Genomic DNA, 24,018 nt, shown 5'->3' on the forward strand with positions numbered 1-24,018 from the left:
TCGGATTGGTTTAGATTTTTTAGGCAGGATACCTTTGATCCTAGCTAGTATAGAAATTAAAATCAAGAGTTATGAATAGAACGGTATCTATATCGAACCGTATCAGGAGGAAAAAATGAATAAAAAAACTCTATCCAGCAGAAAATTAACTACTGCTGCAGTTCTTGGTGCTATCACTATTGTTTTAGGACTTACCCCACTTGGACTTATTCCTTTAGGGATCATAAATGCAACAACAATGCATATTCCAGTTATTATTGCAGCAATTGTAGAAGGTCCTGTTGTTGGGGGACTTGTCGGACTTATTTTTGGAGTCTTTTCTCTGATAAATGCAGTAATAAGGCCAACACCTATTTCTTTTGTATTTTACAATCCACTGATTTCAGTCATTCCGCGTATTTTGATAGGAATTACTTCTTATTATGCTTACACATCTGTTAAGAAGTTTGATGATAAAAATTTAAAAACTGCATCAAAGATACTTTGGTCCTTACTTTTGATATTTTTAGCCTTTATTTTGTACAAAAATATTAAAAACAGAGCTTCAAAAGTAAATATTATTTTAGTAATAATTTTAATTATAGTTTGCTTAGGCCTATTTTATTATTCTAATAAAACAGCAACCAAAGATTTTCCTATAGCTATCGGTGCCTTTGTCGGATCAATGACTAATACTATATTAGTTTTAACTGGGATATATTTAATTTATGCTCAAAAATATGTAGAAGCTTTAAATATCCCATTAGAAAATGCAAGGTCAGCCATACTTGGTGTATCTATCACATCCGGTTTGCCAGAAGCATTTTTATCAATAATTATTACAAGTGGAGTAATAAAAGCAGTTTTAAAAGCGAGGAGATAAATGTTACTTGCAATTGACATAGATAATAAATTTACTAGTTTTGGGGTATTTGATGAGGAAGGTTTAATAGCAAATTTTAATTTTAAGACCGATCAAGATAAAACCGTAGATGAGCTTAATCTCTTAATTAAGTTGATGTTAAATGAATATAATATTTATTTTATAGATATTGATGATATTATAATTTCAACAGTAGTTCCAGAAATGGCATATACTTTTGAAAAAATTGCTGTAAATATTACAGGAAAAAAACCTATATTAATCTCTTCTGGCGTTAAAACCGGTCTTAACATAAAATGTGAAAATCCAAAAGATGTTGGATCTGATAGGATAATTAGAGCTGTCGGAGTAAATAATTTTGAAAATGATTTAATAATAATCTCTGCAGCAACTATAACCACAATAGATTTTATCAACAGCCAAAATCAATTTCTGGGCGGGGTTATTTTACCAGGTATTGATTTATATGCAAAATCATTAAATGAACAAAGCGCTAGGCTTCCAAAAGTTGAAATTTTAAAAAGTAATAAAGTCTTAGGAAATTCTACAAAAAAGGCAATACAAAACGGGATTTATCATTCTTATAATTTTTCTATAAATGGAATAATAGATAGAATAGTCATCCAAAATAAATTAAAAGTTGATAAGTTAAAAATAATCCTTACCGGTCCTTTTGTAGATATTTTAAATATAGAAAATTATAATTTTGAAATAATAGAAAATCTAGGACTTTACGGCTTACAAAAAATTTATAAATTAAATTAATAAAAAACTGCAGAAATTAATCTGCAGTTTTTTAATACTATTATTAAGCTTTAAAGTCTGGTTCTGGGTTTTTAGGTCCTCTTTCACCAAAGTTAAATTCTTCTTTGTTTTTACCATAATCTACCATTACTTCTGGTGAATCTTCTTGGTGCATATAAACAGTGATTATTATTCCTTCATTTACATCATCAAGTGTTTTTAAAATTTCTTCAAGTTCTCCTTGTGTTCTTGCCTCAGCAGTTTTCATATTTGATTGACCCTTACTGAATGCTTGTGGAAGTAATGAGTAATCCCATTTTGGTATATCGTTATAATCTCTTTTCATGCCCATGATATAACGTTCAATTGTGTATCCGTCGTTATCGATTAGGAAAATAATTGGATTTTGTTTATTATAAATCATTCTTGATAGGGCTTGAGCACTTACTTGGAAGGAACCATCTCCTATTAATAGTATGTGGCGTTTTTCTGGACTTGCTAGCATACCACCCATTTGCATTGGAAGCATGGCTCCGATTGATCCCCAAATTTGACTTCTTACAAGTTTTACTCCATCAGGAATTTTTATTTCTGTAAGCCCATGACTAGCTGTACCAGTTTCTCCATAAACAACATCATTTTCTTTAAAGTATCTTGCAATTTGTGCATAGAAATCTTCTTGCATAATTAGTTTATCAGCTTCAAATTTGTATTCTTTTTCTTTTGTCTTATTTACACTTTCGATTTTTTCTCTTTGTGTAATGTTTTGTAGACCAAGTTCTACTAAGTCATTTACATAAACCGCTTCAAAGATTTCTTCGCCTACTTTTGTATAATCTGCATTGATAATAATTGCATCTTCTGGTAATTTTGATGTAAATTCCCCATTATTTGCTTGCATAAACACTGGCTCAATTGAAATTAGAAAGTCAGAATTTTCAACCTTTTCTTGAACACCCTTATCTGATTCTTCACCTTGATAGATCCCTAAATATAACGGATGAGATTCATTATAATATGCTTTTGCTGTTGCAAGAACTGCAAATGGTACTTGGGATCTTTCGATTAATTCTAGCACTTTGTCAGCTACATCATATCTATCAACAGCTTCATCAATTAAAACAACTGGATTTTTAGCATTTACAAATCTCTCTGCAATTTTTTTAGCCGCTGCATCTAGCCTTTCATCATCAGATTTAGTTTTCTTTTTCTCAATTGGTTTTAAATCATCTTCGATTTTAATATCAAGGTAAGCAATATTTGAAGGTAGCTCAATATTTACAGACTTGCTGTATGTTACGGCTCTTTCAATTAACCTATCAATTTCATATCTTGCATTTTCGTGAGTAATTAAAACAGAATCATCCACAAATTCATTCATAGCACGACGAACATTTTCATAATCTCCATCGGCTAATGTGTGGTGGGTCATTTTTCTTTCTCTCATTGCAAATAGAGGTGGAGTACCAGAAATAATTATAATTGGTCTGTGTTCTGCAACAGATCCTGCAATACCACCTAGAGCATTAAGGTCCCCTACACTATAAGTAGTCATTAAAGCTGAAATTCCATTTTCATTTGCATACCCATCGGCCGCAAATGCAGCATTTAACTCATTAGACATACCTACAAATTCTATGTCTTTATCTTCTGAAATTTGCTCAAGGAATTCTAAGTTAAAGTCACCTGGTTCCCCGATAATGTGTTTTATATTTAATTCTTTAAGTCTTTTAAGAATATAATCTCCTATTGTAATTTTCATTATTATTCCTTTCTTTTCGTTGATTATCATTATTAATTACTATACCCAATATAGCAATCTTTACCAAAAAATATCAAGTTAATGAACCATTATAAATTTTTAATATTAATTTTGGCATTAAAAAAACTCCCAAATTTCTAAGGTGACCCCAAAAAGTTGGACTTAACATCAGGCATAGATTTATATCTGTGTCTGATGTTTTTGTTTGTACTTTCCCCTAGGGGAAAGTCTATTTTTAAGCAGCATTCCTTCTTCTATATTCTACCGGTGATAAGTATCCTAATTTCTCTTTTATTCTTTCTTCATTATAGTATTCGATATACATTTCTATGGATTGTTTTAGTTGTTCATAGGATTTGTAAGTTTGACCATAATACATTTCTTGTTTTAGTATTCCAAAGAAGTTTTCCATTGGAGCATTATCTAAGCAATTACCTTTCCTTGACATACTTTGAGTTATTCCATATTCTTTAAGTCTTTTTGTGTACTGATTTATCTGGTATCCCCATCCTTGATCTGAATGAATTATTCTTCTTTCTTTGCAGTCACTTGTTATGTTGATGGCTTCTTCTAGTGGGGTTAAGATTGCTTTTATTGTTGGCCTTTTACTTATGGAATATGATATTATCTCACTATTATACATATCTAGAAATGCATTTAAGTACAGTTTACCTATTCTAGTATTACCTTTATCATCAGTGGCGTAATATTTAAATTCTGATGTGTCTGTTGTTATCTTTTGATGAGCTAGGTCTGATTTAAAATTACGATTTATTAGGTTGTCTGATAACTTTCCTATATGCCCTTTGTATGATGAATACTTAGATTTTCTTGCAAAGCTTGTAACTTGTAGTTTTAGTTTTTGGACTAATCTTTGTACTTTCTTTTTGTTTATTAGTATTCCTTGATTTCTTAAATGTCCATATATTCTACGATATCCATAGTTTTTATGATTAGCTCTAATATTTAATATTTTTTCTTCTAAATCAGCATCTTTGTTAGTTCTACCGAATCTTTTTTGCCAATACATATATGTTGATTTTGGAAAGTTTAATTTATTTAGTAAATCTTTCAATTTGTATGTTTCTCTAAGTTCGTGTATTATCCTAGCTATTTCTTCTTTTTGAGTTTGTCCCTTTGTCTGAATTCCCTCTTTTTTTTTAAGAAATCTACTTCCATTTGTAGCCAATATACTTGATCTTCAAGTTCTTTGATTCTATCTTTTTCTTCTTGAGTATATTGTTTATCTGTTGATTTACTAACTTTTTTATCTTCTTTAGTCATACTTGAAGGCCTTCCTCGTTTTTTAGCTTCCAGTCCCTTAATTCCATATTTTCTATATTTGCCAATCCATGTACATATCATAGATGGATTTGATATATTTAAATTATTGGCTAGGTCTAGATAGGACATTTCACTTGTTAAATACAACTTTACTACTTTTAATTTATATTCTGTAGAGTAATCCTTCTTATTTCTAGATCTTTTTAATCCTTCATAACCTAGTGTTTGATATGCGTTCACCCATACTCTTAGTTGATATTTATCAGGAATATTGAATGATTTAGCTAAAGATTCATAACTTTCGTCACCTTCTAAATATCTTTTAACTAGTTTATATTTGAATTCTGTTCTATATTTTGCCATAAAAAACTGACCTCCTTAAGTTGATTAGGTCCAACTTTAAGGGGTCAGTTCATTTCTTTGGAAGTTTTAAAATTTATATTTCAAATAAAGGAAGCTTTTCTAGATAGATTATATCCTTCCTATTTGCAGCATCACCTTCTGCAAGGATAGCAAGCTTTTGAACAACTTCACCACCTGCTTTTTCCACTAAAGCTTCAAGAGCTGCTATAGATTGACCAGTAGATATTACATCATCTACAAGAGCTACTTTTTTTCCTTTTATTTTTTCTGCATCTTTTGAATCGAGATATAATTTTTGTACATTTGTAGTAGTTATTGAGTTTACTTCTACACTTACTGGGTCATTCATGTAAGCTTTTTCTGATTTTCTAGCAACGATAAATGATTTTTCACCTAAGTTTCTAGCAATTTCGTGAGCAAGTTGGATTCCCTTGGCTTCTGCTGTGATGATAATATCACAATTTATTTTTTTGCTTAATTCATAGCCTGCTTTTTCTGCTAGTTCTGCATCTCCCAATAAAACAAAGGATGCAATTTTTAAGTTTTCTGATATTTGTATAATAGGTAAGTCTTTTTCTAATCCACATACATTTAATTTATATTTATCCATAAAACCTCCTATAAAATAATAAGCTTAAGAATAATTCCAGCTATAAGTCCAATGAATGGATCACTTGCTGCAGTTGTTGCCATAGCAATACCTGCAACTAAGGCTGCATCGCCACCAGCCGCAAAAGCAATGTTTGCATTTGTAGGAACGGTTACTAATGCTCCTAGTACAAATAAAAATCCATGAATTGATTCTCCTGGCACATATTTCCCAAGCTTTGGTAAAAGTCCCATAAACATAATTATTCCAAGTATTGCCATCATTAAAATACCTGAATTTACTGGATTATCGCTTGCTCCTGTTGCTGAAATAATAGCTTCCACAGGCGCACCTCCAAATATTGAAGAAACTGCATCAGCAATTCCAGAGTATACTGTTAGATGGTCAATATTTGCAGCAACTTTTCCACCTGATAATGATGCAGTAATGTTCCCAAAAGCAATATTAGCCCCAATGGTTAAACATGATAGAGAAAGACCTCCCCTCACCACTTTTTTATTTAAAGGTGGTTTTTTTATAGAAAGTTTTCTTTCTTCTTCTTTTATATCTTTTCCTATTTCCATTTTTTTAATATTTGCATAAATTGAAGAGATGATTACAGAAATAATTATGGTATAAACTAAATTTCTACCTGAGATAAAATAAGTGATAAAAGCTGTCAGGATAGAAATTAATGTTACCATTTTTGTTTCAAGTTTTAATCCATCTACAGCAATTTTCGCTAAAATTAAACCAACTCCTGCCATCATACCATTTAGGACATACTCACCAGCTAAATCCACAATATAATTTAAACTACCAGTAACTCCTAGGATAGTCATTATTATCCCAGCCCAAAAAACAACTGACAATCTTTCGCTTACATCATCACCGTAAGCTCCCGCTAATGCAATAGTTTCAGCTTGCATAGAAATTGGAATAGGTGATTGTAAGATAGCACAAGCTATAACTCCAACCGCAAAACCAAGTGAAGTTGGAAAAGCTGCAAAACCCACAGATAAAGCTAACAGTGCTTGAGGGATCCCATTAATTACAACCCCCAAAGCCGCCATAATATCATTTAATGTCATATAACCTCCAAAAATAAAAATACGCTTATAATTATACCATACTAAATTAATAAAATTTATATGCTTTATCTATTTTTCTTTATTAATTAGTAATTTTATATTTGGTCATACATAACATTTATTAACTCTTCAAAGCTAGTAGTTCCATCAAAAACTTTTTGAAGTCCATTAGCAACCATAGGAACAAAATCATTAGCTTCGGCAAATTCACTTACACTTACCAAGTCAATTTTATCCGCTCTTACCATATCACGAAACTCATCGTTAAGGATAAAAACTTCTTCGCAAGCTTCCCTTCCCCTATAACCTTCATTACAATTTGGACAGCCATTTGGTCTATAAATTTCTTTTTTCCTATCAACATCTATATACTTTTTAGCTAAATTGTATTCTAAATCTGTCATTTTATCAGGTATCTTGCAATCACAAAGTTTTCTAACTAGCCTTTGACTAGCAACTGCATTTATTGCTGAGGATAATAAATAATTTTCGACACCTAAATCTTTTAATCTAATAATAGATGACAAAGCATTATTAGTATGTAGGGTAGTTAAAACTAAGTGTCCAGTTATGGCTGCTCTTACAGCAATTTGTGCTGTTTCATAATCTCTTATTTCCCCAATTAAAATTATATCCGGATCCTGTCTTAAAATAGATCTTAAAGCTTTTGCAAATGTAAAATCAATTTTTTCATTGATATTTATTTGATTTATGCCCTCGATATTGTATTCGACTGGATCTTCAACTGTGATTATATTTTCATAATCATTATTTAACTCTTCTAGCAATGAATAAAGTGAGGTTGACTTTCCAGATCCGGTTGGACCCGAGAAAATAATCATGCCAGATCTGTTTTTAAGTGTTTTTTCTAAAATATTTTTTGATTTTTCGCTAAAACCAAGCAAATTAGCATTTTCTTTAAATTCACCCAAGGATAATATTCTGATTACTAATTTTTCCCCATTAATTGTTCCAATTACAGATACGCGAAAATCCACATTTGGATAAGCAATAAGTTTTAAATTTTCATCTTGGGGTCTACGATGCTCACTGATATCCATATTTGCTAGAAGCTTTAATTTTGATACGAGCATTTCATAATTTTTACGTGTAATCCTTAAAATTTCATCAAGCTTACCATCAATTCTAAGTCTTACACGACCGTAACTTTCTTCTGCTTCTATATGAATATCACTTGCTTTATAAAAAATTGCATAGTCAAATAAATCATAAATAAATTTATCAATATTTGCTAATATATCACGTTGATCAAGCATTATTCTCCCCAATATTTACCATCTAAAGTTCTATATCTGACAGCTTCAAGCAAATGCTTTTGTTCAATTTCAATACTTTGATCTAAATCAGCAATAGTTCTTGCCATTTTTATAATTTTATTAAAACTTCTTACCGAAAAATTGTATTTATTAAAGGCCATTTTCGCTATTTTTTCTACTTCTGGACTTAATTTTACGTATTTTTTCATCTGTGCTGTAGAAAGCTGTGAGTTTGTAGATACTTTTTCGTTTTTATAACGGTCTTCTTGGATTTTTCTTGCAAGAATTACTTCCTTTTTTAATTCTTTAGACGACTTTGAATGAGCATTGTTTCTTAAATCCTCATATTTTACAGGTGATATTTCAATATGGATATCAATCCTATCAAGTATAGGGGCAGAAATTTTATTAAGATATCTTCTAATTTCATTTTGAGAGCAAGTACATTCTTTTAATGGATTTCCATAATTTCCACATGGGCAAGGGTTCATAGCTGCAATTAGAATAAAATCTGATGGATATTTTAAACTTGCTTGGGCACGGGATATATTTATCTCACGATTTTCAAGTGGTTCCCTAAGGGCCTCTATAGTTTTTTTGTTAAATTCTGGAAACTCATCTAAAAACAAAACTCCACGATGGGCAAGAGAGATTTCTCCAGGTTTTGGTATAGAATGACCGCCACCTATAAGTGCAACTTCACTTGCTGAGTGGTGGGGAGATCTAAATGGTCTTTCATTTACAAGTCGTCCCTTATCCAAAAGTCCCATTATTGAGTAGATTTTTGTTACTTCAACTTTCTCATCAAAATTCATATCCGGAAGAATGGTTGGTAAGTGTTTGGCAGAAAAAGTTTTTCCTGAACCTGGTGGGCCTATCATTAATAGATTGTGATTGCCTGCTGCAGCAATTTGTAAGGCTCTTTTTAAACTTTCTTGACCCTTTATATCTCTAAAATCCAAATCGTAATCTAACTCTTCGTTTGCTTTGGATAAATCAAGCTTATAGGCTTTTATTTCTTTTTCTTTATTTAAAAATCCAACTATGTCATTTAAATTTTTAAAGGGTAATATTTCTACATCATTTATTATTGCGCATTCATCCTTATTTTCATCTGCAATTATAAATTTATTAAATCCTAGTTCACGCATGGAAATGACCATGGCAAGAGCACCTCTTACTGGTAAAATTCTACCATCTAAGGCAAGTTCTCCTAAAAATACATAATCCTCATAAGGATAAGTGATAATGCCCATAGAATTTAAAAGTGAAATAGCAATTGGTAAATCTAACTGAGTACCTTCTTTTTTTAGATCTGCTGGGGATAAATTTACTGTGATTCTTCCAGGAGGAAACGAATATCCAGAGTTACTTATTGCAACTCTAACTCTTTCCTTTGATTCTTTTATAGATGAGTCAGGCAAACCTACTATTAAAAAAGCTGGCAGGCCAGAAGTAATATCGCTTTCTACTTCTACCAAATTTCCAGCCAGGCCTAAAAGTGAGCAAGTGTTTGTTTTTGAGTACATTTTATTCTCCAAGTCTTAAGATATTTTGATATTTTAAAAAAGTTTTATGAGGCTTTTTAGTAAAACTTAAATACTCTCCATTTTTATCTGTAAATCCTAAATAAGTGCAGTGTAGCAATTGGTGGTCTAAATTAAAATTGGTTTTGACATTACCATAAACCGGATCTCCAACAAGGGGGTGATTAATATCAGTCATATGGACCCTTATCTGATGAGTTCGGCCGGTGATTATATGAATTTTGACAAGTGAGTATCCTTGCACTTCTTTTAAAACTTCATATTCACTAATAGCAACTCGTCCACTAGAAGTCACTGCCATTTTCCTACGATTATTGGGATCCCTATCCATAAAGTTCTCTATTCTGCCTTTTTTTTGCTCAAAATTACCGTGGACAATGGCTAGATACTCCTTATCTACTTTTCTGGTTTCAAAAAGAGTTTTTAAATATTTGTAAGAATCATTATTTTTTGCAATCACCATTAGGCCTGTTGTATCCTTATCAAGTCTATGAACTATCCCTGGTCTGTCATCGCCACCTATGTGAGAAAGTCCATCATAACCGTACTTATAGAGCAAAGCATTTACCAAAGTACCCGTTATTATCGAGCCTGCTGGGTGGACTATGACATCCTCATCCTTATCAATTATTGCAAAGTCTTCATTTTCATAGACTATTTTTAAATCCATTTCTTCAGGCTTTATTTCTGGGACTTCAAAAAGTTCATCATCTATATAAATCTCATCATCGATTTCTAATTTATAGCTTGGTTTTATTTTTTTGTCATTTACTTTTATTTTTTCATCCTTGATAAATGTTTTTATTTTTTCCCTAGGAATTTCTTCAAATTCATCGGAAATATATTTATCAATTCTAATATTTTCAAATGCTTCTAGTTTCATAATTTTATTATAGCATAGATTTTTGCACAAAAAAATGCAGGCAATTACCTGCATTTTAGTTTACTTATTTATTTTTCTTACTTGCAGCATAACCTACACCAGCAAGGATAGCAGTTACTGCTATTGGAGCTATAGAAGTGATACCAGTGCTTGGGTTTCCAAATACTGATTTTTTATCTTCTTTTGGCTCTTCTACACCAGCAGCTTTTGTATTTTCTTTTTTATTTTTTGTGTTTTCATCGCTTTTGTTTGATTTTGATTTGTCTTCTGGTTTTGTTGGTGCTGCTTGTTCTTTTTCTTCTGTAAGACCATCAATTGCATTTCTTACTTTTTTTGCAGCCTCATCTACTTCTTCTTGACTAGCATCTGGCTTTTTTAATAGATTTTTAGCATCAGTAAATGTATTTTGAAAATGCTCTGCACTTTCTTTTGTGTATGTTTGATCTCCCAATACAATCTTTGATGCTTCATCAATCACTTTGTTAAGCTCATCATAATTTATTTCTGATTTTGGATCTTCCTTTTTCATCCATTTTTCAACTTTTTGTATTTGGGTCATATCATCATCACCCTTATCATTGAAGGTGATTAAATATCTATCTCCAACTTGGGCATTTTCATCTTTTAATTTATCCAGATATGTCCAATAAGTTTTTTTATTAAATTTTAAATCTTTAAGAACTGCTTCTTTGCCATCTTTTGTGTCACGTATTTCAACTAGTTCAAATTCTCTTGTGTCCCAATTTTCTGCTGGCTTACTTTCTAGTTTTTCTACTCTATAGATTTCACCAAATTGTCCTGGATATGACTCCATGATAATGCCATCCCAATAAATTTTGTACTTATCTCCTACTTTTGGATTTTCATCTCTTAAGTCATCAAAGCTTATTGAGTATAGATTATCTTTATTGCCTACTTCAAATACATTTGCTGCCTTATTTATAGGGTCATTTGCAAAAACTTCTCCTACTTCTACTTCAATTGTATCAGTATTTTCAGGAAGTTGATCTACTGGCATATTCACTGGTTTTTCGTATTTTTGAATTAATTCTAAATCTTCTTTTTTAATATTATCCTTGTTTAATTCATGAATATTTTTTGTTGTTTTGATTTGATATTCATCTTTTAAACTTACATCCTCAGCAAATAAATCTTGGCTAAGGACAAGGTTATTGTAATTATCATCCATAGTTATTTCACGAGCATCGTTTCTTATTTCTCCAGCATAGGAAAGAGTTACTTGATTTTCGCTAATATTAGTTACATTAAAAACATAACTATGTTCTTCATTTTGATTTTCTTGATTTACTTCTTGTTTCGGATTTGCTGATTCGCTTGCGTATGTGTTAGGACTTATTGCAAATAAAAATGTAAAACTAAGTCCTAATGCTAGTATTTTATTTTTCATAAAATCCTCCTTAATATTCTTTTATATATATTACCCAATTTATTGATATTTTAAATAAAAAAAAGCACTTAAAAGTGCTTTGATTTATATACTTTTCCCGTAATGTCTGTGTGATTTTTAACATCATTTCCTGCAAATAAGAATTTTTTCTCTACATAGTCTCCGTTAAGCACAACTAAGACGTGAACTATAATTTTGTTATCTCCTATTGGTTCTACCAACCCCAATTTTATATCTTCAAAATCTTGTGAAAGTATGTAATGGTATTCAAAAATCATTTGCCTAAATACTGATGCAACATTATCTGGTTCGGCTTTATCTTACATTTCCTCTATGATATAGTTAAATTTTTTTAGATAATCATAAATGTCAGATATTACTTCAACGCCATGTGTTCTTTCCATAAATAACTCCTTAAAAGTTTTAACATGCCAAATATTTCCTGTTCATATTATATGATCAATTAAAAAAATAATATTAAAACTTTTTTCTCCTTGCAATAAAGGGTATTAAATTTTATAATGACTTTATAAATAGACCCAAGTAAAGGAGATTAATTTGAAATTTATTTCATGGAATATAGACTCACTAAATGCTGCTCTAACTAGTGATTCAAACAGAGCAGTTATGACACGTGAAGTTTTTGAAACTATAAAAAAAGAAGACCCTGATGTGATAGCTCTTCAAGAAACAAAATTACCTCAAACAGGGCTTTCTAAAAAGCACAAAGAAAAACTCGAAGAATTTTTTCCAGACTATAATTATGTCCATGTAAATTCTGCAGAAGGTGCACGTAAATCCTATGCAGGATGCATGACTCTTTATAAAAAAGAATTGGATTGCAATAGCAATTTTCCGTTTATCGAAGCTCCAGAACCAATGGATCTTGAGGGAAGAATGGTTACTTTAGAATTTGATGATTTTTATTTTACCCAAGTTTATACACCAAATGCAGGTGGAGAATTAAAAAGACTTTCTGATAGGCAAAAATGGGATAGAAAATATTCTGACTATATTGTAAAACTAGATAAGGAAAAACCTGTAATTGCAGCGGGAGATTTTAACGTGGCCCATGAAGAAATCGACCTAGCTCACCCAGAAAATAATCATATGTCTGCAGGATTTACCGATGAAGAACGTGAAGGTTTTACTTATATACTTAGCCGTGGATTTACAGATACATTTAGATACCTACACGGGGATGTAGAAGGTAAATACACCTGGTGGGCACAAAGAGTAAAAACAAGCAAAATCAATAATTCTGGCTGGAGAATTGATTACTTTTTAGTAAGCGATAGAATAAAAGATAATGTTAGCCGCTCAGATATGATTGACTCTGGCAAACGCCAAGACCATACCCCAATAGTTTTAGAAATTAATATATAAATATAACCCTTGTGAATGAACTGACCCCTTAAAGTTGGACCAACCAACTTAAGGAGGTCAGTTTTTTATGGCAAAATATAGTACAGAATTTAAATATAAAGTAGTTGAAAGATACTTAGAAGGTAACGAAAGTTATGAGTCCATAGCTAAGATATTTAATATCCCTGATAACAAATTAATAAGAGTTCGGGTCAATGCATATCAAACACTCGGTTACGATGGTTTAAAAAGATCTAGAAAAAAACAATCATACTCTGTAGAATTTAAAAGAAATGCAGTAAAGTTGTATTTAACAGAAGAATGGTCCTATCAAGACTTAGCCAACAATTTAGGTATTACAAATCCATCGATGATATGTACTTGGGTTGGCAAATATAGAAAGCATGGAATTGAAGGACTAGAACCCAAAAAACTAGGAAGGCCTTCAAATATGACTAAAAAATATAAAACAGCTAGTAAATCAAAAGATAAAGAATATACAAAAGAAGAACAAGATAGAATCAAAGAACTAGAAGATCAAGTATATTGGCTACAAATGGAAGTAGATTTCTTAAAAAAAAAGAAAGAATTGAGACAAAGGGGCAAACTCAAAAAGAAGAAATAGCTAGAATAATAGACGAACTTAGACCAACATACAAATTGAAAGATTTACTAAGTAAATTTAACTTCCCAAAATCAACATACATGTATTGGCAAAAAAGATTCGATAGAACTAACAAAGATGCTGATTTAGAAGAAAAAATATTAAATATTAGAGCTAATCATAAAAACTATGGTTATCGTAGGATATATGGACAATTAAGAAATCAAGGAATACTCATAAACAAAAAGAAAGTACAAAGATTAGTACAAAAGTTAAAACTACAGGTTAAAAGCTTTGGAAGAAAATCTAAGTATTCATCATATAAAGGACATATAGGAAAGTTATCAGATAACTTAATAAAACGTAATTTTAAATCACCATTACCCCATCAAAAGATAACAACAGATACATCAGAATTTAAATATTACACTACTGATGACAAATCTAATACTAGAATAGGTAAACTTGTACTTAAATGCATTTCTAGATATGTATAACGGTGAGGTAATATCATATTCCGTAAGTAAGAGACCAACAATGCAGGCGATTTTAACTCCACTAAAAGAAGCAATCGAGATAACAAGAGACTGTAAAGAAAGAATATTTCATTCAGATCAAGGATGGGGATATCAGGTAAAACAATACACAAAAATACTTAAAGAATATGGAATAACCCAAAGTATGTCAAGAAAAGGCAATTGCTTAGATAATGCTCCAATGGAAAACTTCTTTGGAATATTAAAACAAGAAATGTATTATGGTCAAACTTACAAAACCTATGAACAATTAAAACAAGCTATAGATGTGTATATAAAATATTACAACGAAGAAAGAATAAAAGAAAAATTAGGATACTTATCACCAGTAGAATATAGAAAAAAGAATGCAGCTTAGAAATCGACTTTCCCCTAGGGGAAAGTACAAACAAAAACATCAGACATAAATATATATCTATGTCTGATGTTAAGTCCAACTTTTTGGGGTCACCTTAGAATTAACACAAGGGTTTATTTTTAATAGTTTCTAATTTTTTTTGCCATAGCAATTGCTACTGCACTTGATCCAATCAGCCCTACTGATGAAAGGACACCAGTTTTTGGATTAGCTCCAGCGACTTTATTTTTTATAGATGTACTGTCATCTTTTTTTATTGTATCCATTTTTTCATTATCTATTTCTTTTTTCTTATTTGACTTAATATCGTTTTCTTTTTTAATATCTGACTTATCGTTTTTATCTGCCATATCTTTATCATCACTTGGCAAATCTACATCTGATTTATTATCCACTTTGCGTATTTCAATATCGCCTACAAATTGAGCTGGGATTGATTTTGTTGCAAGACCTGTGTGGGTTATTTCTAATTTGTCCCCAACTGCTAAATCCATGCCTTTTGTATCTTCTTTGCTGATAGAATATTTATTATCTTTGTTTTCTTTTGGTGAAATTGTATATCCACCTTCATTTACTTCATCTACTAGAAAAACTTCGGTTATTTTTTCTTCTTTGCTATCTTCTTTTTCATCATCTTTATGATCGCTGTGAAGTTTTTTAATATCAAATATTTTATTAAATTGAGCTGGATTAGATTCCATAATTACTCCATTATGAGTAATTTCAATAGTATCTCCCTCTAATAAATCCATATTTTTAGCATCTTTTTTGCTAATCATGTATTTATTATCTTTGTTATTCAAATCATAAATGGTATATCCATCTTCATTTACTTTTTCTACAACAAATTCTTGTGTAACTTTTTCTTCTTTTGCGTTTTTATCTTCGCTGTTTGATGAAACATCTTTCTCTATTGAGAAAATTTGGCCAAATTGTGCTGGGTTAGATGGCATGACTATGTCATCGTGGGTGATTTTATATATATCCCCTACTTTTATATCCTTATCAGCAAATTTTTCTTTTGCTACATTAAATTCTGCTCCATTGTATGTTGGAATTTGATTACCATTTAATGTTTCAATAAATCTTAAAGTAACTGTATCATCAAAAACCTCAATTACTTCATAACGGTCCATTTGATTTTGTTTTTCTTCTTTTGTTTCAGTTTTCATTTCCATTTTTTGATTAGTATCAATCGTTTTTTCATTTTCACCAACAGCAAATGAATTCACACTTGGAATTACAAGCATAGCTAGTGCTAAGGTTGCTAATTTTTTCATATATACCTCCTTTTGTATTTTTATATTAACAAATCTGATATTAAGACCGTGTTAATTTTTTTATTAATTTTCTATTTTTAAATTTATACACAAAAACCTCCTTTCATTGTTTAAGGAGGTTTTTTGTGTATACCAGTTTTGTATATCAATTTATATATATTCTTTTATGAGGAAAGATTGGTTTTTATTACTCTGCTTCTACTATCTCAGCTTCACTTTCATTTGTTTCATCTGCTATTTCTTCATCCACTTTTTCAGTAGATTCTTCTTCTGTTTCTTCTTCAGTTTCAGATTCTAAATCATCAGAAGTTTCATCTTCGATTATGTCATCTGTATTTTCTTCTACTTCTGGAGTAATTTCTTCAGTTGGGATTTCTTCATCTTTTGTTTCTGTTTCTTCTACTTTTGAAAGTGCATTATTCATAGCTGCTACAATCGCTTGATCAGCTGCTTCTACTTCATTTAGTGTAGATTTTGTGCTATTTAAAACTCTAGTTGCTAGAGTAATTTCTCTGTTTAATTCTCTGATTACACTAAAGTCAACTTTTCCTTTTAAACTAGAATCGCGAAGATTTTTAGCTGCTTGGATATCTTTTTCAAGACCTCTTTTTTGAACCTTGTTTGCAGCTCTTTCTCCCTCTGGGATAGCTTTTATAGCTTCATCAATTTTTGAATTTAATTTTTCTGTTATTGAATTTACTTCAGATACTTTTGCAGATGGATTTCTTCTTACTTCTTGTGCTTCTTTGATTAATAAATCTACATCCGCTAGTTCTGCTGGATCAAGTTTATTTTTAAGTTCTTTATTTCTTATTCTCTTAGCATTTGCAATTGCTTTATCTAGTTTTTGTAAAGTGTAGTGAGTTCTTTTTGAATTTTCAGTTAGTTTTGGAACTTGGCGAGCCTTTTCAAGAGATGCAGTCAAGTCTTCTGATGCTTTCTTAAGTCCCTCTGCATTTTCAAATAAATCTGTTGCTTTAAGTATAGCGCGAGTTACTGAAAATCCAACTATTATATGAGCTTGTTGTTCACTATCAGCTAACTCTGTTGCATCAGCTGTAATTGTTTCTGCTACATTTATTAGTAAGTCAATTCTTGGGATAATTTTATCTCTTAATTCAGATGCACTATTTATTCCACTTTTTACAATTTTTGTCATTAGCTCAGCAGCATGATTTAATTCTTTTAACCAGTTTAATTGATTGCCTTCAAGGCCACCATTTATATTTTCTATGCTAGTAATTATTTCTTTTAAGTAATTAATTTTTTCAATAGCTTCGCCTGATTCATTTGAATCGCTTGCTGCATATGCTACACTTGTAATTGGTGTATTTAATTTTGTAGCAATATTTGTTGCTGGTAAAATTGTATTTGTGAGTAGGGTAATTGATAATGCGCCAACTAATAGTTTATTTTTTTCCATAATATCTCCTTACAATATGCGTTTTCTTAAGATAGAAGCTATTTACTAAGGAGGTAAACGAAATAATTTTATCTCTAAGCTTCTATCTATAAATCATCTTTCTATATGCCTTAATTTACAATACTAATTTTTATGCTAGGTAAAATATATCGATTATGTGTTCGTCAAGGCTACCAAGTGCGACTAGATTGCTCTTATTTAGATTAAGGTTAAATGTTAGCATTAATAAAAATGCGACAACGATTGCTTTTTTAATTTTTTTCATATTACTACCTCCTTGTTGATTACATGGTAGCATATATAATAAATGATTTAAATACACATTTGTGTGGATTCCTATTTTTTATATTAATTATTTTTTACTAGTAAACTATCTATTTGATTCGACAAACTAGATTTTATAATATCTGATGCAAATATATTTGTTAGAACTTTACAGTATTCAAAACTTTCTTTTGCCCTATCGTATTCGTGCAAGTATAAATGATTAATCCCCTTTGCATAATAAAGCATATTTAAATATGTTGTTTCTTTTACAATTTTTGCAGATCCTATAGCTTGGTTGCATACATTTAAAGATTGCTCATATTTTCCAATTCTTGCATAAAAGACCGCCAGATTATAGCAAAATACAAAATAATTTTCTATAGAAGAATTTACATAGCCAGACATTTCGGCCATGATATCCTTATATAAATCAAAATTTCCTTTTTTGTATTCATTTAAGGCAAGCGCCAATAAAATTCTAAGCGAAAAATCATCGTATTTATAATTCTTAAACTTATTAACTTTAAATCTAGAATTCAAATCTGACAAAGCGTTTTCAAGATCATCAGAGGAATTATCTAGCTTTGCATTATTTTTAATACCTATCAAGCCATTAAAATAGTGTTTTGTAGCATAGAGCTCTCTTTCATAAGCTATATTTTTAGAAAAATCAAAATTATCTAGACTTTTTATAAGTGTCTTAGCTTTATCCATAGAATCATTATTTAACAAGTCTCCAATTTCTTTTCTTAATGATAATAAATTTTTGTATTCAAACTCTGTATCATTTATAAAATCCTTGATATCAATACCAAGATAGTTACAAATAGGCACTAAAGTAGATATTCTAGGGTCATTATCACCCTTTTCAATTCTCCTTATGGTCTCCTCGGAAATATAAAGATTTTCTGCTATTTCCTTACGAGTAATACCCTTTGATTCTCTAATTTTTCTGATATCTGAGCCAATAAAGCTGTAATCATTGTCTATTATCATAAATCAATCTTCCTAAAAAATTAAACTTTTAGCTTAGTTTCCCCATTATATACTTCATCAATTATTGCAGATCCTATACATACTTCATCTATATAAAATACTGCAGCTTGGCCAGGAGTTACTGCCTTTGTATCATCATATGTCACTTCTACATGATTGTCATCTAAAACTTTTACATGGGCATTGATATCTTTTTGGCGATATCTAAATTTGGCTGTGCAGTCAAACTCTGTTGGGATTTTTTTGTCTGTAAAGGTGGAAAATTCGCTAGCATAAAGCTTATTTGAAAATAAAAGTGGATTTTCTGCTCCTTGGCAAACTATAAGCTCATTTTTTTCTAAATCTTTGCCGCATACAAACCATGCTGCACCATCTCCGCCGATACCAAGTCCACGTCTTTGACCAATTGTATGATACATTAGTCCATCGTGTTTTCCTAAAACATTTCCGTCTGTATCAACAATATCGCCCGGTTGGGCTGGCATGTAGTTGCTTAAAAATTCATTAAAATCGCGTTCTCCAATAAAACAAATTCCTGTGGAGTCTTTTTTATTTGCTGTTGCAAGATTGTGTTTTTTTGCTATCTCTCTTACTTCAGATTTTTGTAATTCTCCTACTGGGAATAATACATCTTTAATTTGATCTTGGGATAATTGACTTAAAAAGTAAGTTTGGTCTTTGTTATTATCAAGTCCACGTAGCATCACTGTTTCATCCCCAGATCTATCTACTCTGGCATAGTGGCCTGTTGCTACATAATCAGCTCCTAGATTTTTAGCATAATCTAAAAATGCCTTAAATTTTATTTCCTTATTGCACATTATATCAGGATTTGGAGTTCTTCCTTTTTTATATTCATCTAAAAAGTAGGTAAATACTCTATCATAATATTCTTTTTCAAAATTTATCGAATAATACGGAATACCGATTTGATTTGCAATGGCTACTGCATCTTCGAAATCTTCTTCTGCAGTGCACACTCCATTTTCATCTGTATCATCCCAGTTTTTCATAAATATTCCGACTACATCATAGCCTTCTTCTTTTAAAAGCAGGGCTGCAACTGAGGAATCTACTCCGCCGCTGATACCTACTACTACTTTTGTATCTTTTTTATCTTTCATTAGCACCCTCCCTATATATCAGAAAAATACTATACTATTTTAAAAGCTGATTACAAAGCCATTTTTATAGTAAACTTGCCAATTATGAAGCTCACAAATTTTTTTAACATTTGATAAACCCATGCCACGAAGTTTTTCTCCCTGGCGACTAGAATCTTCGGTAAAAAGTGGGTCAAAAATATTTTCTATATTTTTAGGGTCTATGCCCCTACCATTATCCTTTATGATAAGTTTATCATCTATAAAATCAATTGAAATTACAACATTTTCTTTATTATGGTCTATTGAATTTTGTAATAAATTTTGAAGTACTCTTTGAAATAATTTTTCATCCACGCGGACAAAATATTTATCATTTTCGTCGAAAAGTATTTCTACACTTGCATTATTATCTAAAAAATATGAGTAATTATCTCCAACGTATCTTCTTACAAGTTCCAAAATATCTTTATTTTCTTTATTAACATGAAAGCTATCAAGGCTTGAAAATTCTAGAAGTTCATCTACTCTTTGATTTAAAACTTCTGCATTTCTTCCTATAGTTTTTAAATATTCTTCTCTTTTATCACTTGCAATTATATCTTCATCCATGGCCCTGCTATAAGATAATATCACTGACAAAGGTGTTTTTACATCATGGGCTATACCCTTAAATAAAAGATCCTTATCTTTTTCCTGTTTTTTATGTATTTCTAGCAATTCATTGTTGATTTTATATGAGAGCCAACGGACTATCAAATATATTATTAAAATATAGGCACCAATAATTATAAATATTAAAACTATTAAGTTACTCTTAAGTGAGCTTTCTCCCTTATTAAGATCAAAATTTATGATGGTTGAAACTTTTTCACTTGGATAATTTAGAAATAATTTGTTACCATCATAGGTATCGAAAACAAAAGTATTTTGATTCCCCTCATATAACGTAGTAAAATCAAGTAACTGAGAATAGCTGTACTCTTTATTATATTTTTTATTATAAGATCTTATTACCTTATTTCCATCTACTACAAATGCTGATCCTCCAAGCTCCGCGATTTTTTCCCAATCTAATTCACTTTCATCAATATTATCAGATACGGGCATATATTCACCAAATAAATTTTCAAAACGACCTCCATCTAAAATCTTTAATAGACTTGCAAAAAATATGATTGTAGATAGTAAAAAAACTAATATAAAAATGATAGTATTTTTAAAAATATTCTTTTTTGTATTCATTATTCTTTCCTAAGCATATAGCCCAATCCCCTTATGGTGATTATTTTTGCTGGACTTTTTGAATTATCTTCTATTTTTTCTCTAAGATTTGATATATGAACCATAATTGTATTGTCATCTTCGAAATAATACTCCTGCCAAAGATTTTCGTAAATTTCCTGCTTGGTAAATACCTTGCCAGGGGTTGTCATAAACAAAGTAAGTAATTCATATTCTTTAGATCGTAAAGTCAAAAGATTATCATCTTTGTAAACAAGTCTTTTGTCCTTATCCCAACTTAGATTTCCTATTTTTACTATATTATTATCTAACTTTCGATTACTTCTTCTTAAAAGTGCAATAACCCTTGCCACCAGTTCTCCTGGGTCAAAGGGTTTTGCTAAATAATCATCCGCTCCAAGGTATAGACCTTCTATTTTATCTTTTACACTAGATTTTGCTGATAGAAATATTATAGGAAAATCTCTGTCATTGCCAATAGCTTTTAAAACCTCTATCCCATCTACTTCTGGCATCATAATGTCTAGAATCATCAAAGAAATTTTATTATTTTTTAAAAAATCCAAAGCCTCTTTTCCATTTTTAGCTTCATAAACTTCAAAGTTGCTATTTTTAAGATAGAGGCTAACTATATCACGTATTTCATCATTGTCATCGACTACTAAAATTTTTTCATTCACAAAATATTTCCTTTTTTAAACATCTTATCAAAATTATTATTCCTAGAAAAATCTATATTTTCTTTCCATTGTGGATAATATTTATCGAGTATCTTTGCCTTTAATGACCCTTCTGAATATAAGGAAGTATCAATACTATAAAAAATCCTATCTTCATAATTGATATATGGGTCATTTAAAAGGTCTACCATATATTTTTCCTCTACAAATCTGGCACTACCTTCTATAAATTCTTTATAGCTAACTAGTTCTTTGAAATAATCAAATTCATCAGGAAAATTTGATTTTACATATGAAAATCGTTTGCTCTTAGCTTCTTTATACTTGCTTGCATCATTATTTTCATATAAATATAGCAAAGATCTATATTCATCTTCCCAGAGTTTTTTATATGTATCATCTTGATTTAATTTTTTGCAAGTTTCTACAAATTTTTCATAATCTGGGTCTTCTGTATCAATATTATCACTAATATCTGCTACTTCACTTAGTCTATGTTCCATTTGAAAGCAGTGGAATGATTCATGGATTATTACTGACTTATATTTTGCTTCTACATTTGCACTTGATGAACCAGTTTGGTCGGCAATGTCTCTAAATTTTTCAAATGGAACAGCTTTTATTAATGGAACATTATCATCTTTTAAGGCTTCAATACTCACTACTGGTTGATCAGGAGTTTTAAAAGTAATATTTCCCTTATCATACCTAAACTCTTTGCTAGAATTATACCTAATATCTTTCATATAGTCCTTATTCTCAAATCCTGGCCATAATTTTTCTGTATCATAATTATTTACATCTTCAATCAAATGCAAGGTAGTATTATCAATAGTTGTAATACGATTTTGGTAATTAAATATAATTAATATTAGCCCAATAATAAAATAAATAATTTTATTTTTCATCTCCCACCCTCCATCTCTTTACTAGATAATATAAGCCAATCAAAATCCAAACATAGAACAAACATTGACCGACTAATGCAAAATTATTAAAATCTCCTAAAAATAAATCGCGAGCAATTTTACCAAATTCATTTATTGGTGGGAAAATATATAAAACTTTGACCAAAATGTCAGCAAATAGTCCGCCTTGCATTTCCAAAACAAAAGTTAATATGCCTTTCAATGCACCCACAATTACAAAAAATATTCCAAACAATGATGCTGCCGCAGAATTAAATATTAGGTTTAATATTCCCATTATCAAATTTACAACAAATATTGTTAAAAGGTAAATTAGAATAGCCATTAATAATCCTATTAGGCTAATTTTAGGTCTTTCTATAATAATATTTACAAGCATTCCTATTAAAAGCAGGGCACCCATCATCATGCTTATAATTACATCAGCCTTAAATATTTGATTAATTTGCCTATTTAAACTTAGCCCATGCACTTTTAGTATATCTGGCAAGTCAGTTTTTAAATATTTTTTAAGACTACCAGTTGTTAATGTTACACAGGCAAGGGCAGATATTAAGCTAATTATCGTCCATTGGACACCGAATTTTCCAAAATCTCCACTAGTATTTACTCCTGGTGCAGTAACTTCCATCCCTCTAGCTAAAAATGTAATTATTAATCCAATTACAGCAAAAATAATAAATGAAGATTTACTTAAATTTTCCTTTATATGTAGTTTAGTGAGGTTCATAGCCAATCTCCTTTGCAAAGTCTAAAAATATCTGAGCCAGTGATTTTTCCTTAAAATCCTCTTTAGAAAACTTTTTGAAATTATTAGGACCCATAATAATTACTCCCCTATCTGCAATTTTTCCAACATCATATAGCAAATGAGAGTTTAATAGTATTGCCTTGTCTGAAGTCTTTAAGCCTTTTATCAAATCTTGCATAGCCATTTGTCCAAAAAAATCTAAACCACTTGATGGCTCATCCAAAAGAATTATGTCGGGATTTCCAATTAGAGATTGGGCTACTGCTAATCTTTGTAGCATACCCTTTGAATAATTTATAATTTTAGTCTTATTATCCGGATCAAGTCCAACATTTTTCATTAACTGATCAATATTATCATCTGATCCATGATGATATTTTACAAGCTCTAAGAATTCTTTACCTGTCAATATTTCTGGAAAATTTGGAGACTCTGGACTATAAGAAATTTTATTCTGTCCCTTATCAATTTCCCCTTCATAATCCGTATCAAGTTCTAGCATCATACGAATAAGGGTAGTTTTTCCAATACCATTTGGCCCTATTAGGGCAAAGATTTCTCCTTTTTTTAGTTCTAAATCTAAGTTTTCGTAGATGATTTTTTTATCAAATTTTTTATTTAAGTTTTTTATCGTTAGCATTTCCCTTCCTCCTTATGGATATTATAAAATA

The 24,018-nt window shown here is 30.4% G+C and carries 25 protein-coding genes; 6 read left to right on the forward strand and 19 right to left on the reverse strand.

Annotation, left to right across the window (positions count from 1 at the left end; all coding sequences use genetic code 11):
- The first annotated feature begins 115 nt into the window (after positions 1-115).
- Together ACKRLN_RS05405 and ACKRLN_RS05410 are read left to right on the forward strand one after the other, a co-directional pair.
- Positions 116-862 carry an ECF transporter S component gene (locus tag ACKRLN_RS05405; RefSeq protein ID WP_296142008.1) on the forward strand — a complete coding sequence of 249 codons (747 nt, stop codon included), beginning with the start codon at positions 116-118 and terminating at the stop codon, positions 860-862.
- Positions 863-1,627 (forward strand): type III pantothenate kinase, encoded by a 765-nt coding sequence (locus ACKRLN_RS05410; RefSeq protein WP_203126752.1) that lies wholly within the window; start codon positions 863-865, stop codon positions 1,625-1,627. It begins immediately after the preceding gene.
- Positions 1,628-1,670: 43 nt separating this feature from the next.
- Here the strand turns inward: ACKRLN_RS05410 and ACKRLN_RS05415 are convergent, their stop codons facing one another.
- The 9 genes from ACKRLN_RS05415 to ACKRLN_RS05455 all read right to left on the reverse strand — a co-directional run bounded on the left by ACKRLN_RS05415 (position 1,671) and on the right by ACKRLN_RS05455 (position 12,088).
- Positions 1,671-3,368, reverse strand: coding sequence for an alpha-keto acid decarboxylase family protein (locus ACKRLN_RS05415; RefSeq protein WP_416334510.1), 1,698 nt, complete (start codon positions 3,366-3,368; stop codon positions 1,671-1,673).
- 235 nt (positions 3,369-3,603) lie between these two features.
- Positions 3,604-5,015, reverse strand: a protein-coding gene (locus ACKRLN_RS05420; protein ID WP_416334511.1) for an IS3 family transposase whose coding sequence is annotated in 2 segments (ribosomal slippage) — positions 3,604-4,506 and positions 4,509-5,015 — 1,410 coding nt in all. Because the reading frame shifts where the segments join, the coding sequence is not laid out codon by codon here.
- Between the two features lie 73 nt (positions 5,016-5,088).
- Positions 5,089-5,625, reverse strand: coding sequence for a phosphoribosyltransferase family protein (locus ACKRLN_RS05425; RefSeq protein ID WP_203128254.1), 537 nt, complete (start codon positions 5,623-5,625; stop codon positions 5,089-5,091).
- Between the two features lie 8 nt (positions 5,626-5,633).
- On the reverse strand, positions 5,634-6,695 hold the full coding sequence (locus tag ACKRLN_RS05430; RefSeq protein ID WP_416334512.1) for an NCS2 family permease: 1,062 nt from the start codon (positions 6,693-6,695) through the stop codon (positions 5,634-5,636).
- Positions 6,696-6,790: 95 nt separating this feature from the next.
- The gene (locus ACKRLN_RS05435; RefSeq protein ID WP_416334513.1) at positions 6,791-7,972 is read right to left on the reverse strand and encodes a GspE/PulE family protein; all 1,182 of its coding nucleotides are present in this window, start codon (positions 7,970-7,972) and stop codon (positions 6,791-6,793) included.
- Positions 7,972-9,501: a YifB family Mg chelatase-like AAA ATPase gene (locus ACKRLN_RS05440; protein ID WP_203128248.1), complete on the reverse strand. Its 1,530-nt coding sequence runs from the start codon at positions 9,499-9,501 to the stop codon at positions 7,972-7,974. The genes ACKRLN_RS05435 and ACKRLN_RS05440 overlap by 1 nt, the downstream gene beginning before the upstream one ends.
- Position 9,502: 1 nt before the next feature.
- Entirely contained in the window at positions 9,503-10,402 is a 900-nt protein-coding gene (locus tag ACKRLN_RS05445; protein ID WP_416334514.1) for an RluA family pseudouridine synthase, read from the reverse strand.
- Between the two features lie 64 nt (positions 10,403-10,466).
- Positions 10,467-11,810 (reverse strand): hypothetical protein, encoded by a 1,344-nt coding sequence (locus ACKRLN_RS05450; RefSeq protein ID WP_416334515.1) that lies wholly within the window; start codon positions 11,808-11,810, stop codon positions 10,467-10,469.
- Positions 11,811-11,878: 68 nt separating this feature from the next.
- On the reverse strand, positions 11,879-12,088 hold the full coding sequence (locus tag ACKRLN_RS05455) for a hypothetical protein (protein WP_416334516.1): 210 nt from the start codon (positions 12,086-12,088) through the stop codon (positions 11,879-11,881).
- Between the two features lie 280 nt (positions 12,089-12,368).
- Between ACKRLN_RS05455 and ACKRLN_RS05460 the strand changes: the two genes are divergently transcribed.
- The 4 genes from ACKRLN_RS05460 to ACKRLN_RS05475 all read left to right on the forward strand — a co-directional run bounded on the left by ACKRLN_RS05460 (position 12,369) and on the right by ACKRLN_RS05475 (position 14,673).
- Positions 12,369-13,196, forward strand: coding sequence for an exodeoxyribonuclease III (locus ACKRLN_RS05460; RefSeq protein WP_203128239.1), 828 nt, complete (start codon positions 12,369-12,371; stop codon positions 13,194-13,196).
- A gap of 67 nt (positions 13,197-13,263) precedes the next feature.
- Positions 13,264-13,800 carry a transposase gene (locus ACKRLN_RS05465; RefSeq protein WP_416334517.1) on the forward strand — a complete coding sequence of 179 codons (537 nt, stop codon included), beginning with the start codon at positions 13,264-13,266 and terminating at the stop codon, positions 13,798-13,800.
- Positions 13,722-14,276, forward strand: coding sequence for an IS3 family transposase (locus ACKRLN_RS05470; RefSeq protein ID WP_416334518.1), 555 nt, complete (start codon positions 13,722-13,724; stop codon positions 14,274-14,276). The genes ACKRLN_RS05465 and ACKRLN_RS05470 overlap by 79 nt, the downstream gene beginning before the upstream one ends.
- Positions 14,269-14,673, forward strand: coding sequence for an IS3 family transposase (locus ACKRLN_RS05475; RefSeq protein ID WP_416334519.1), 405 nt, complete (start codon positions 14,269-14,271; stop codon positions 14,671-14,673). The genes ACKRLN_RS05470 and ACKRLN_RS05475 overlap by 8 nt, the downstream gene beginning before the upstream one ends.
- A 119-nt stretch (positions 14,674-14,792) precedes the next feature.
- Here ACKRLN_RS05475 and ACKRLN_RS05480 read toward each other — a convergent pair whose 3' ends face one another.
- The 10 genes from ACKRLN_RS05480 to ACKRLN_RS05525 all read right to left on the reverse strand — a co-directional run bounded on the left by ACKRLN_RS05480 (position 14,793) and on the right by ACKRLN_RS05525 (position 23,987).
- The gene (locus ACKRLN_RS05480; RefSeq protein WP_416334520.1) at positions 14,793-15,953 is read right to left on the reverse strand and encodes a hypothetical protein; all 1,161 of its coding nucleotides are present in this window, start codon (positions 15,951-15,953) and stop codon (positions 14,793-14,795) included.
- A gap of 187 nt (positions 15,954-16,140) precedes the next feature.
- On the reverse strand, positions 16,141-17,376 hold the full coding sequence (locus ACKRLN_RS05485; protein ID WP_416334521.1) for a CAMP factor family pore-forming toxin: 1,236 nt from the start codon (positions 17,374-17,376) through the stop codon (positions 16,141-16,143).
- Between the two features lie 130 nt (positions 17,377-17,506).
- Positions 17,507-17,641, reverse strand: a complete 135-nt coding sequence (locus tag ACKRLN_RS05490; protein WP_274379873.1) for a hypothetical protein — start codon at positions 17,639-17,641, stop codon at positions 17,507-17,509.
- Positions 17,642-17,724: 83 nt separating this feature from the next.
- Positions 17,725-18,639, reverse strand: a complete 915-nt coding sequence (locus ACKRLN_RS05495; RefSeq protein ID WP_416334522.1) for a helix-turn-helix domain-containing protein — start codon at positions 18,637-18,639, stop codon at positions 17,725-17,727.
- A 20-nt stretch (positions 18,640-18,659) separates the two neighbouring features.
- Positions 18,660-19,763, reverse strand: coding sequence for a tRNA 2-thiouridine(34) synthase MnmA (gene mnmA / locus ACKRLN_RS05500; RefSeq protein ID WP_416334523.1), 1,104 nt, complete (start codon positions 19,761-19,763; stop codon positions 18,660-18,662).
- A gap of 39 nt (positions 19,764-19,802) precedes the next feature.
- Entirely contained in the window at positions 19,803-20,987 is a 1,185-nt protein-coding gene (locus tag ACKRLN_RS05505) for a sensor histidine kinase (RefSeq protein ID WP_416334524.1), read from the reverse strand.
- Positions 20,987-21,667 (reverse strand): response regulator transcription factor, encoded by a 681-nt coding sequence (locus ACKRLN_RS05510; RefSeq protein WP_296143148.1) that lies wholly within the window; start codon positions 21,665-21,667, stop codon positions 20,987-20,989. Before ACKRLN_RS05510 ends, ACKRLN_RS05505 begins: the two co-directional genes overlap by 1 nt.
- Entirely contained in the window at positions 21,664-22,575 is a 912-nt protein-coding gene (locus tag ACKRLN_RS05515) for a hypothetical protein (protein WP_416334525.1), read from the reverse strand. Before ACKRLN_RS05515 ends, ACKRLN_RS05510 begins: the two co-directional genes overlap by 4 nt.
- Positions 22,565-23,326 carry a hypothetical protein gene (locus ACKRLN_RS05520; protein WP_296143152.1) on the reverse strand — a complete coding sequence of 254 codons (762 nt, stop codon included), beginning with the start codon at positions 23,324-23,326 and terminating at the stop codon, positions 22,565-22,567. Before ACKRLN_RS05520 ends, ACKRLN_RS05515 begins: the two co-directional genes overlap by 11 nt.
- A complete protein-coding gene (locus ACKRLN_RS05525; RefSeq protein WP_296143154.1) occupies positions 23,313-23,987 on the reverse strand; it encodes an ABC transporter ATP-binding protein in 675 nt (224 codons plus the stop codon). The genes ACKRLN_RS05520 and ACKRLN_RS05525 overlap by 14 nt, the downstream gene beginning before the upstream one ends.
- Between the last annotated feature and the right edge of the window lie 31 nt (positions 23,988-24,018).

The organism is Anaerococcus sp. AH8042_DFU013_CI05, assembly GCF_047936775.1.
Classification (GTDB): domain Bacteria; phylum Bacillota; class Clostridia; order Tissierellales; family Peptoniphilaceae; genus Anaerococcus.

Bases quoted from the DNA above. Each gene is read 5' to 3' on its own strand.
- ACKRLN_RS05475 (WP_416334519.1), top strand. From the start codon at position 14,269: ATGTATAACGGTGAGGTAATATCATATTCCGTAAGTAAGAGACCAACA.
- ACKRLN_RS05525 (WP_296143154.1), bottom strand. From the start codon at position 23,987: ATGCTAACGATAAAAAACTTAAATAAAAAATTTGATAAAAAAATCATC.
- ACKRLN_RS05440 (WP_203128248.1), bottom strand. From the start codon at position 9,501: ATGTACTCAAAAACAAACACTTGCTCACTTTTAGGCCTGGCTGGAAAT.
- ACKRLN_RS05520 (WP_296143152.1), bottom strand. From the start codon at position 23,326: ATGAACCTCACTAAACTACATATAAAGGAAAATTTAAGTAAATCTTCA.
- ACKRLN_RS05495 (WP_416334522.1), bottom strand. From the start codon at position 18,639: ATGATAATAGACAATGATTACAGCTTTATTGGCTCAGATATCAGAAAA.
- ACKRLN_RS05435 (WP_416334513.1), bottom strand. From the start codon at position 7,972: ATGCTTGATCAACGTGATATATTAGCAAATATTGATAAATTTATTTAT.
- ACKRLN_RS05455 (WP_416334516.1), bottom strand. From the start codon at position 12,088: ATGATTTTTGAATACCATTACATACTTTCACAAGATTTTGAAGATATA.
- ACKRLN_RS05425 (WP_203128254.1), bottom strand. From the start codon at position 5,625: ATGGATAAATATAAATTAAATGTATGTGGATTAGAAAAAGACTTACCT.
- mnmA (WP_416334523.1), bottom strand. From the start codon at position 19,763: ATGAAAGATAAAAAAGATACAAAAGTAGTAGTAGGTATCAGCGGCGGA.
- ACKRLN_RS05490 (WP_274379873.1), bottom strand. From the start codon at position 17,641: ATGAAAAAAATTAAAAAAGCAATCGTTGTCGCATTTTTATTAATGCTA.
- ACKRLN_RS05445 (WP_416334514.1), bottom strand. From the start codon at position 10,402: ATGAAACTAGAAGCATTTGAAAATATTAGAATTGATAAATATATTTCC.
- ACKRLN_RS05415 (WP_416334510.1), bottom strand. From the start codon at position 3,368: ATGAAAATTACAATAGGAGATTATATTCTTAAAAGACTTAAAGAATTA.
- ACKRLN_RS05485 (WP_416334521.1), bottom strand. From the start codon at position 17,376: ATGGAAAAAAATAAACTATTAGTTGGCGCATTATCAATTACCCTACTC.
- ACKRLN_RS05430 (WP_416334512.1), bottom strand. From the start codon at position 6,695: ATGACATTAAATGATATTATGGCGGCTTTGGGGGTTGTAATTAATGGG.
- ACKRLN_RS05465 (WP_416334517.1), top strand. From the start codon at position 13,264: ATGGCAAAATATAGTACAGAATTTAAATATAAAGTAGTTGAAAGATAC.
- ACKRLN_RS05405 (WP_296142008.1), top strand. From the start codon at position 116: ATGAATAAAAAAACTCTATCCAGCAGAAAATTAACTACTGCTGCAGTT.
- ACKRLN_RS05505 (WP_416334524.1), bottom strand. From the start codon at position 20,987: ATGAATACAAAAAAGAATATTTTTAAAAATACTATCATTTTTATATTA.
- ACKRLN_RS05450 (WP_416334515.1), bottom strand. From the start codon at position 11,810: ATGAAAAATAAAATACTAGCATTAGGACTTAGTTTTACATTTTTATTT.
- ACKRLN_RS05480 (WP_416334520.1), bottom strand. From the start codon at position 15,953: ATGAAAAAATTAGCAACCTTAGCACTAGCTATGCTTGTAATTCCAAGT.
- ACKRLN_RS05515 (WP_416334525.1), bottom strand. From the start codon at position 22,575: ATGAAAAATAAAATTATTTATTTTATTATTGGGCTAATATTAATTATA.
- ACKRLN_RS05410 (WP_203126752.1), top strand. From the start codon at position 863: ATGTTACTTGCAATTGACATAGATAATAAATTTACTAGTTTTGGGGTA.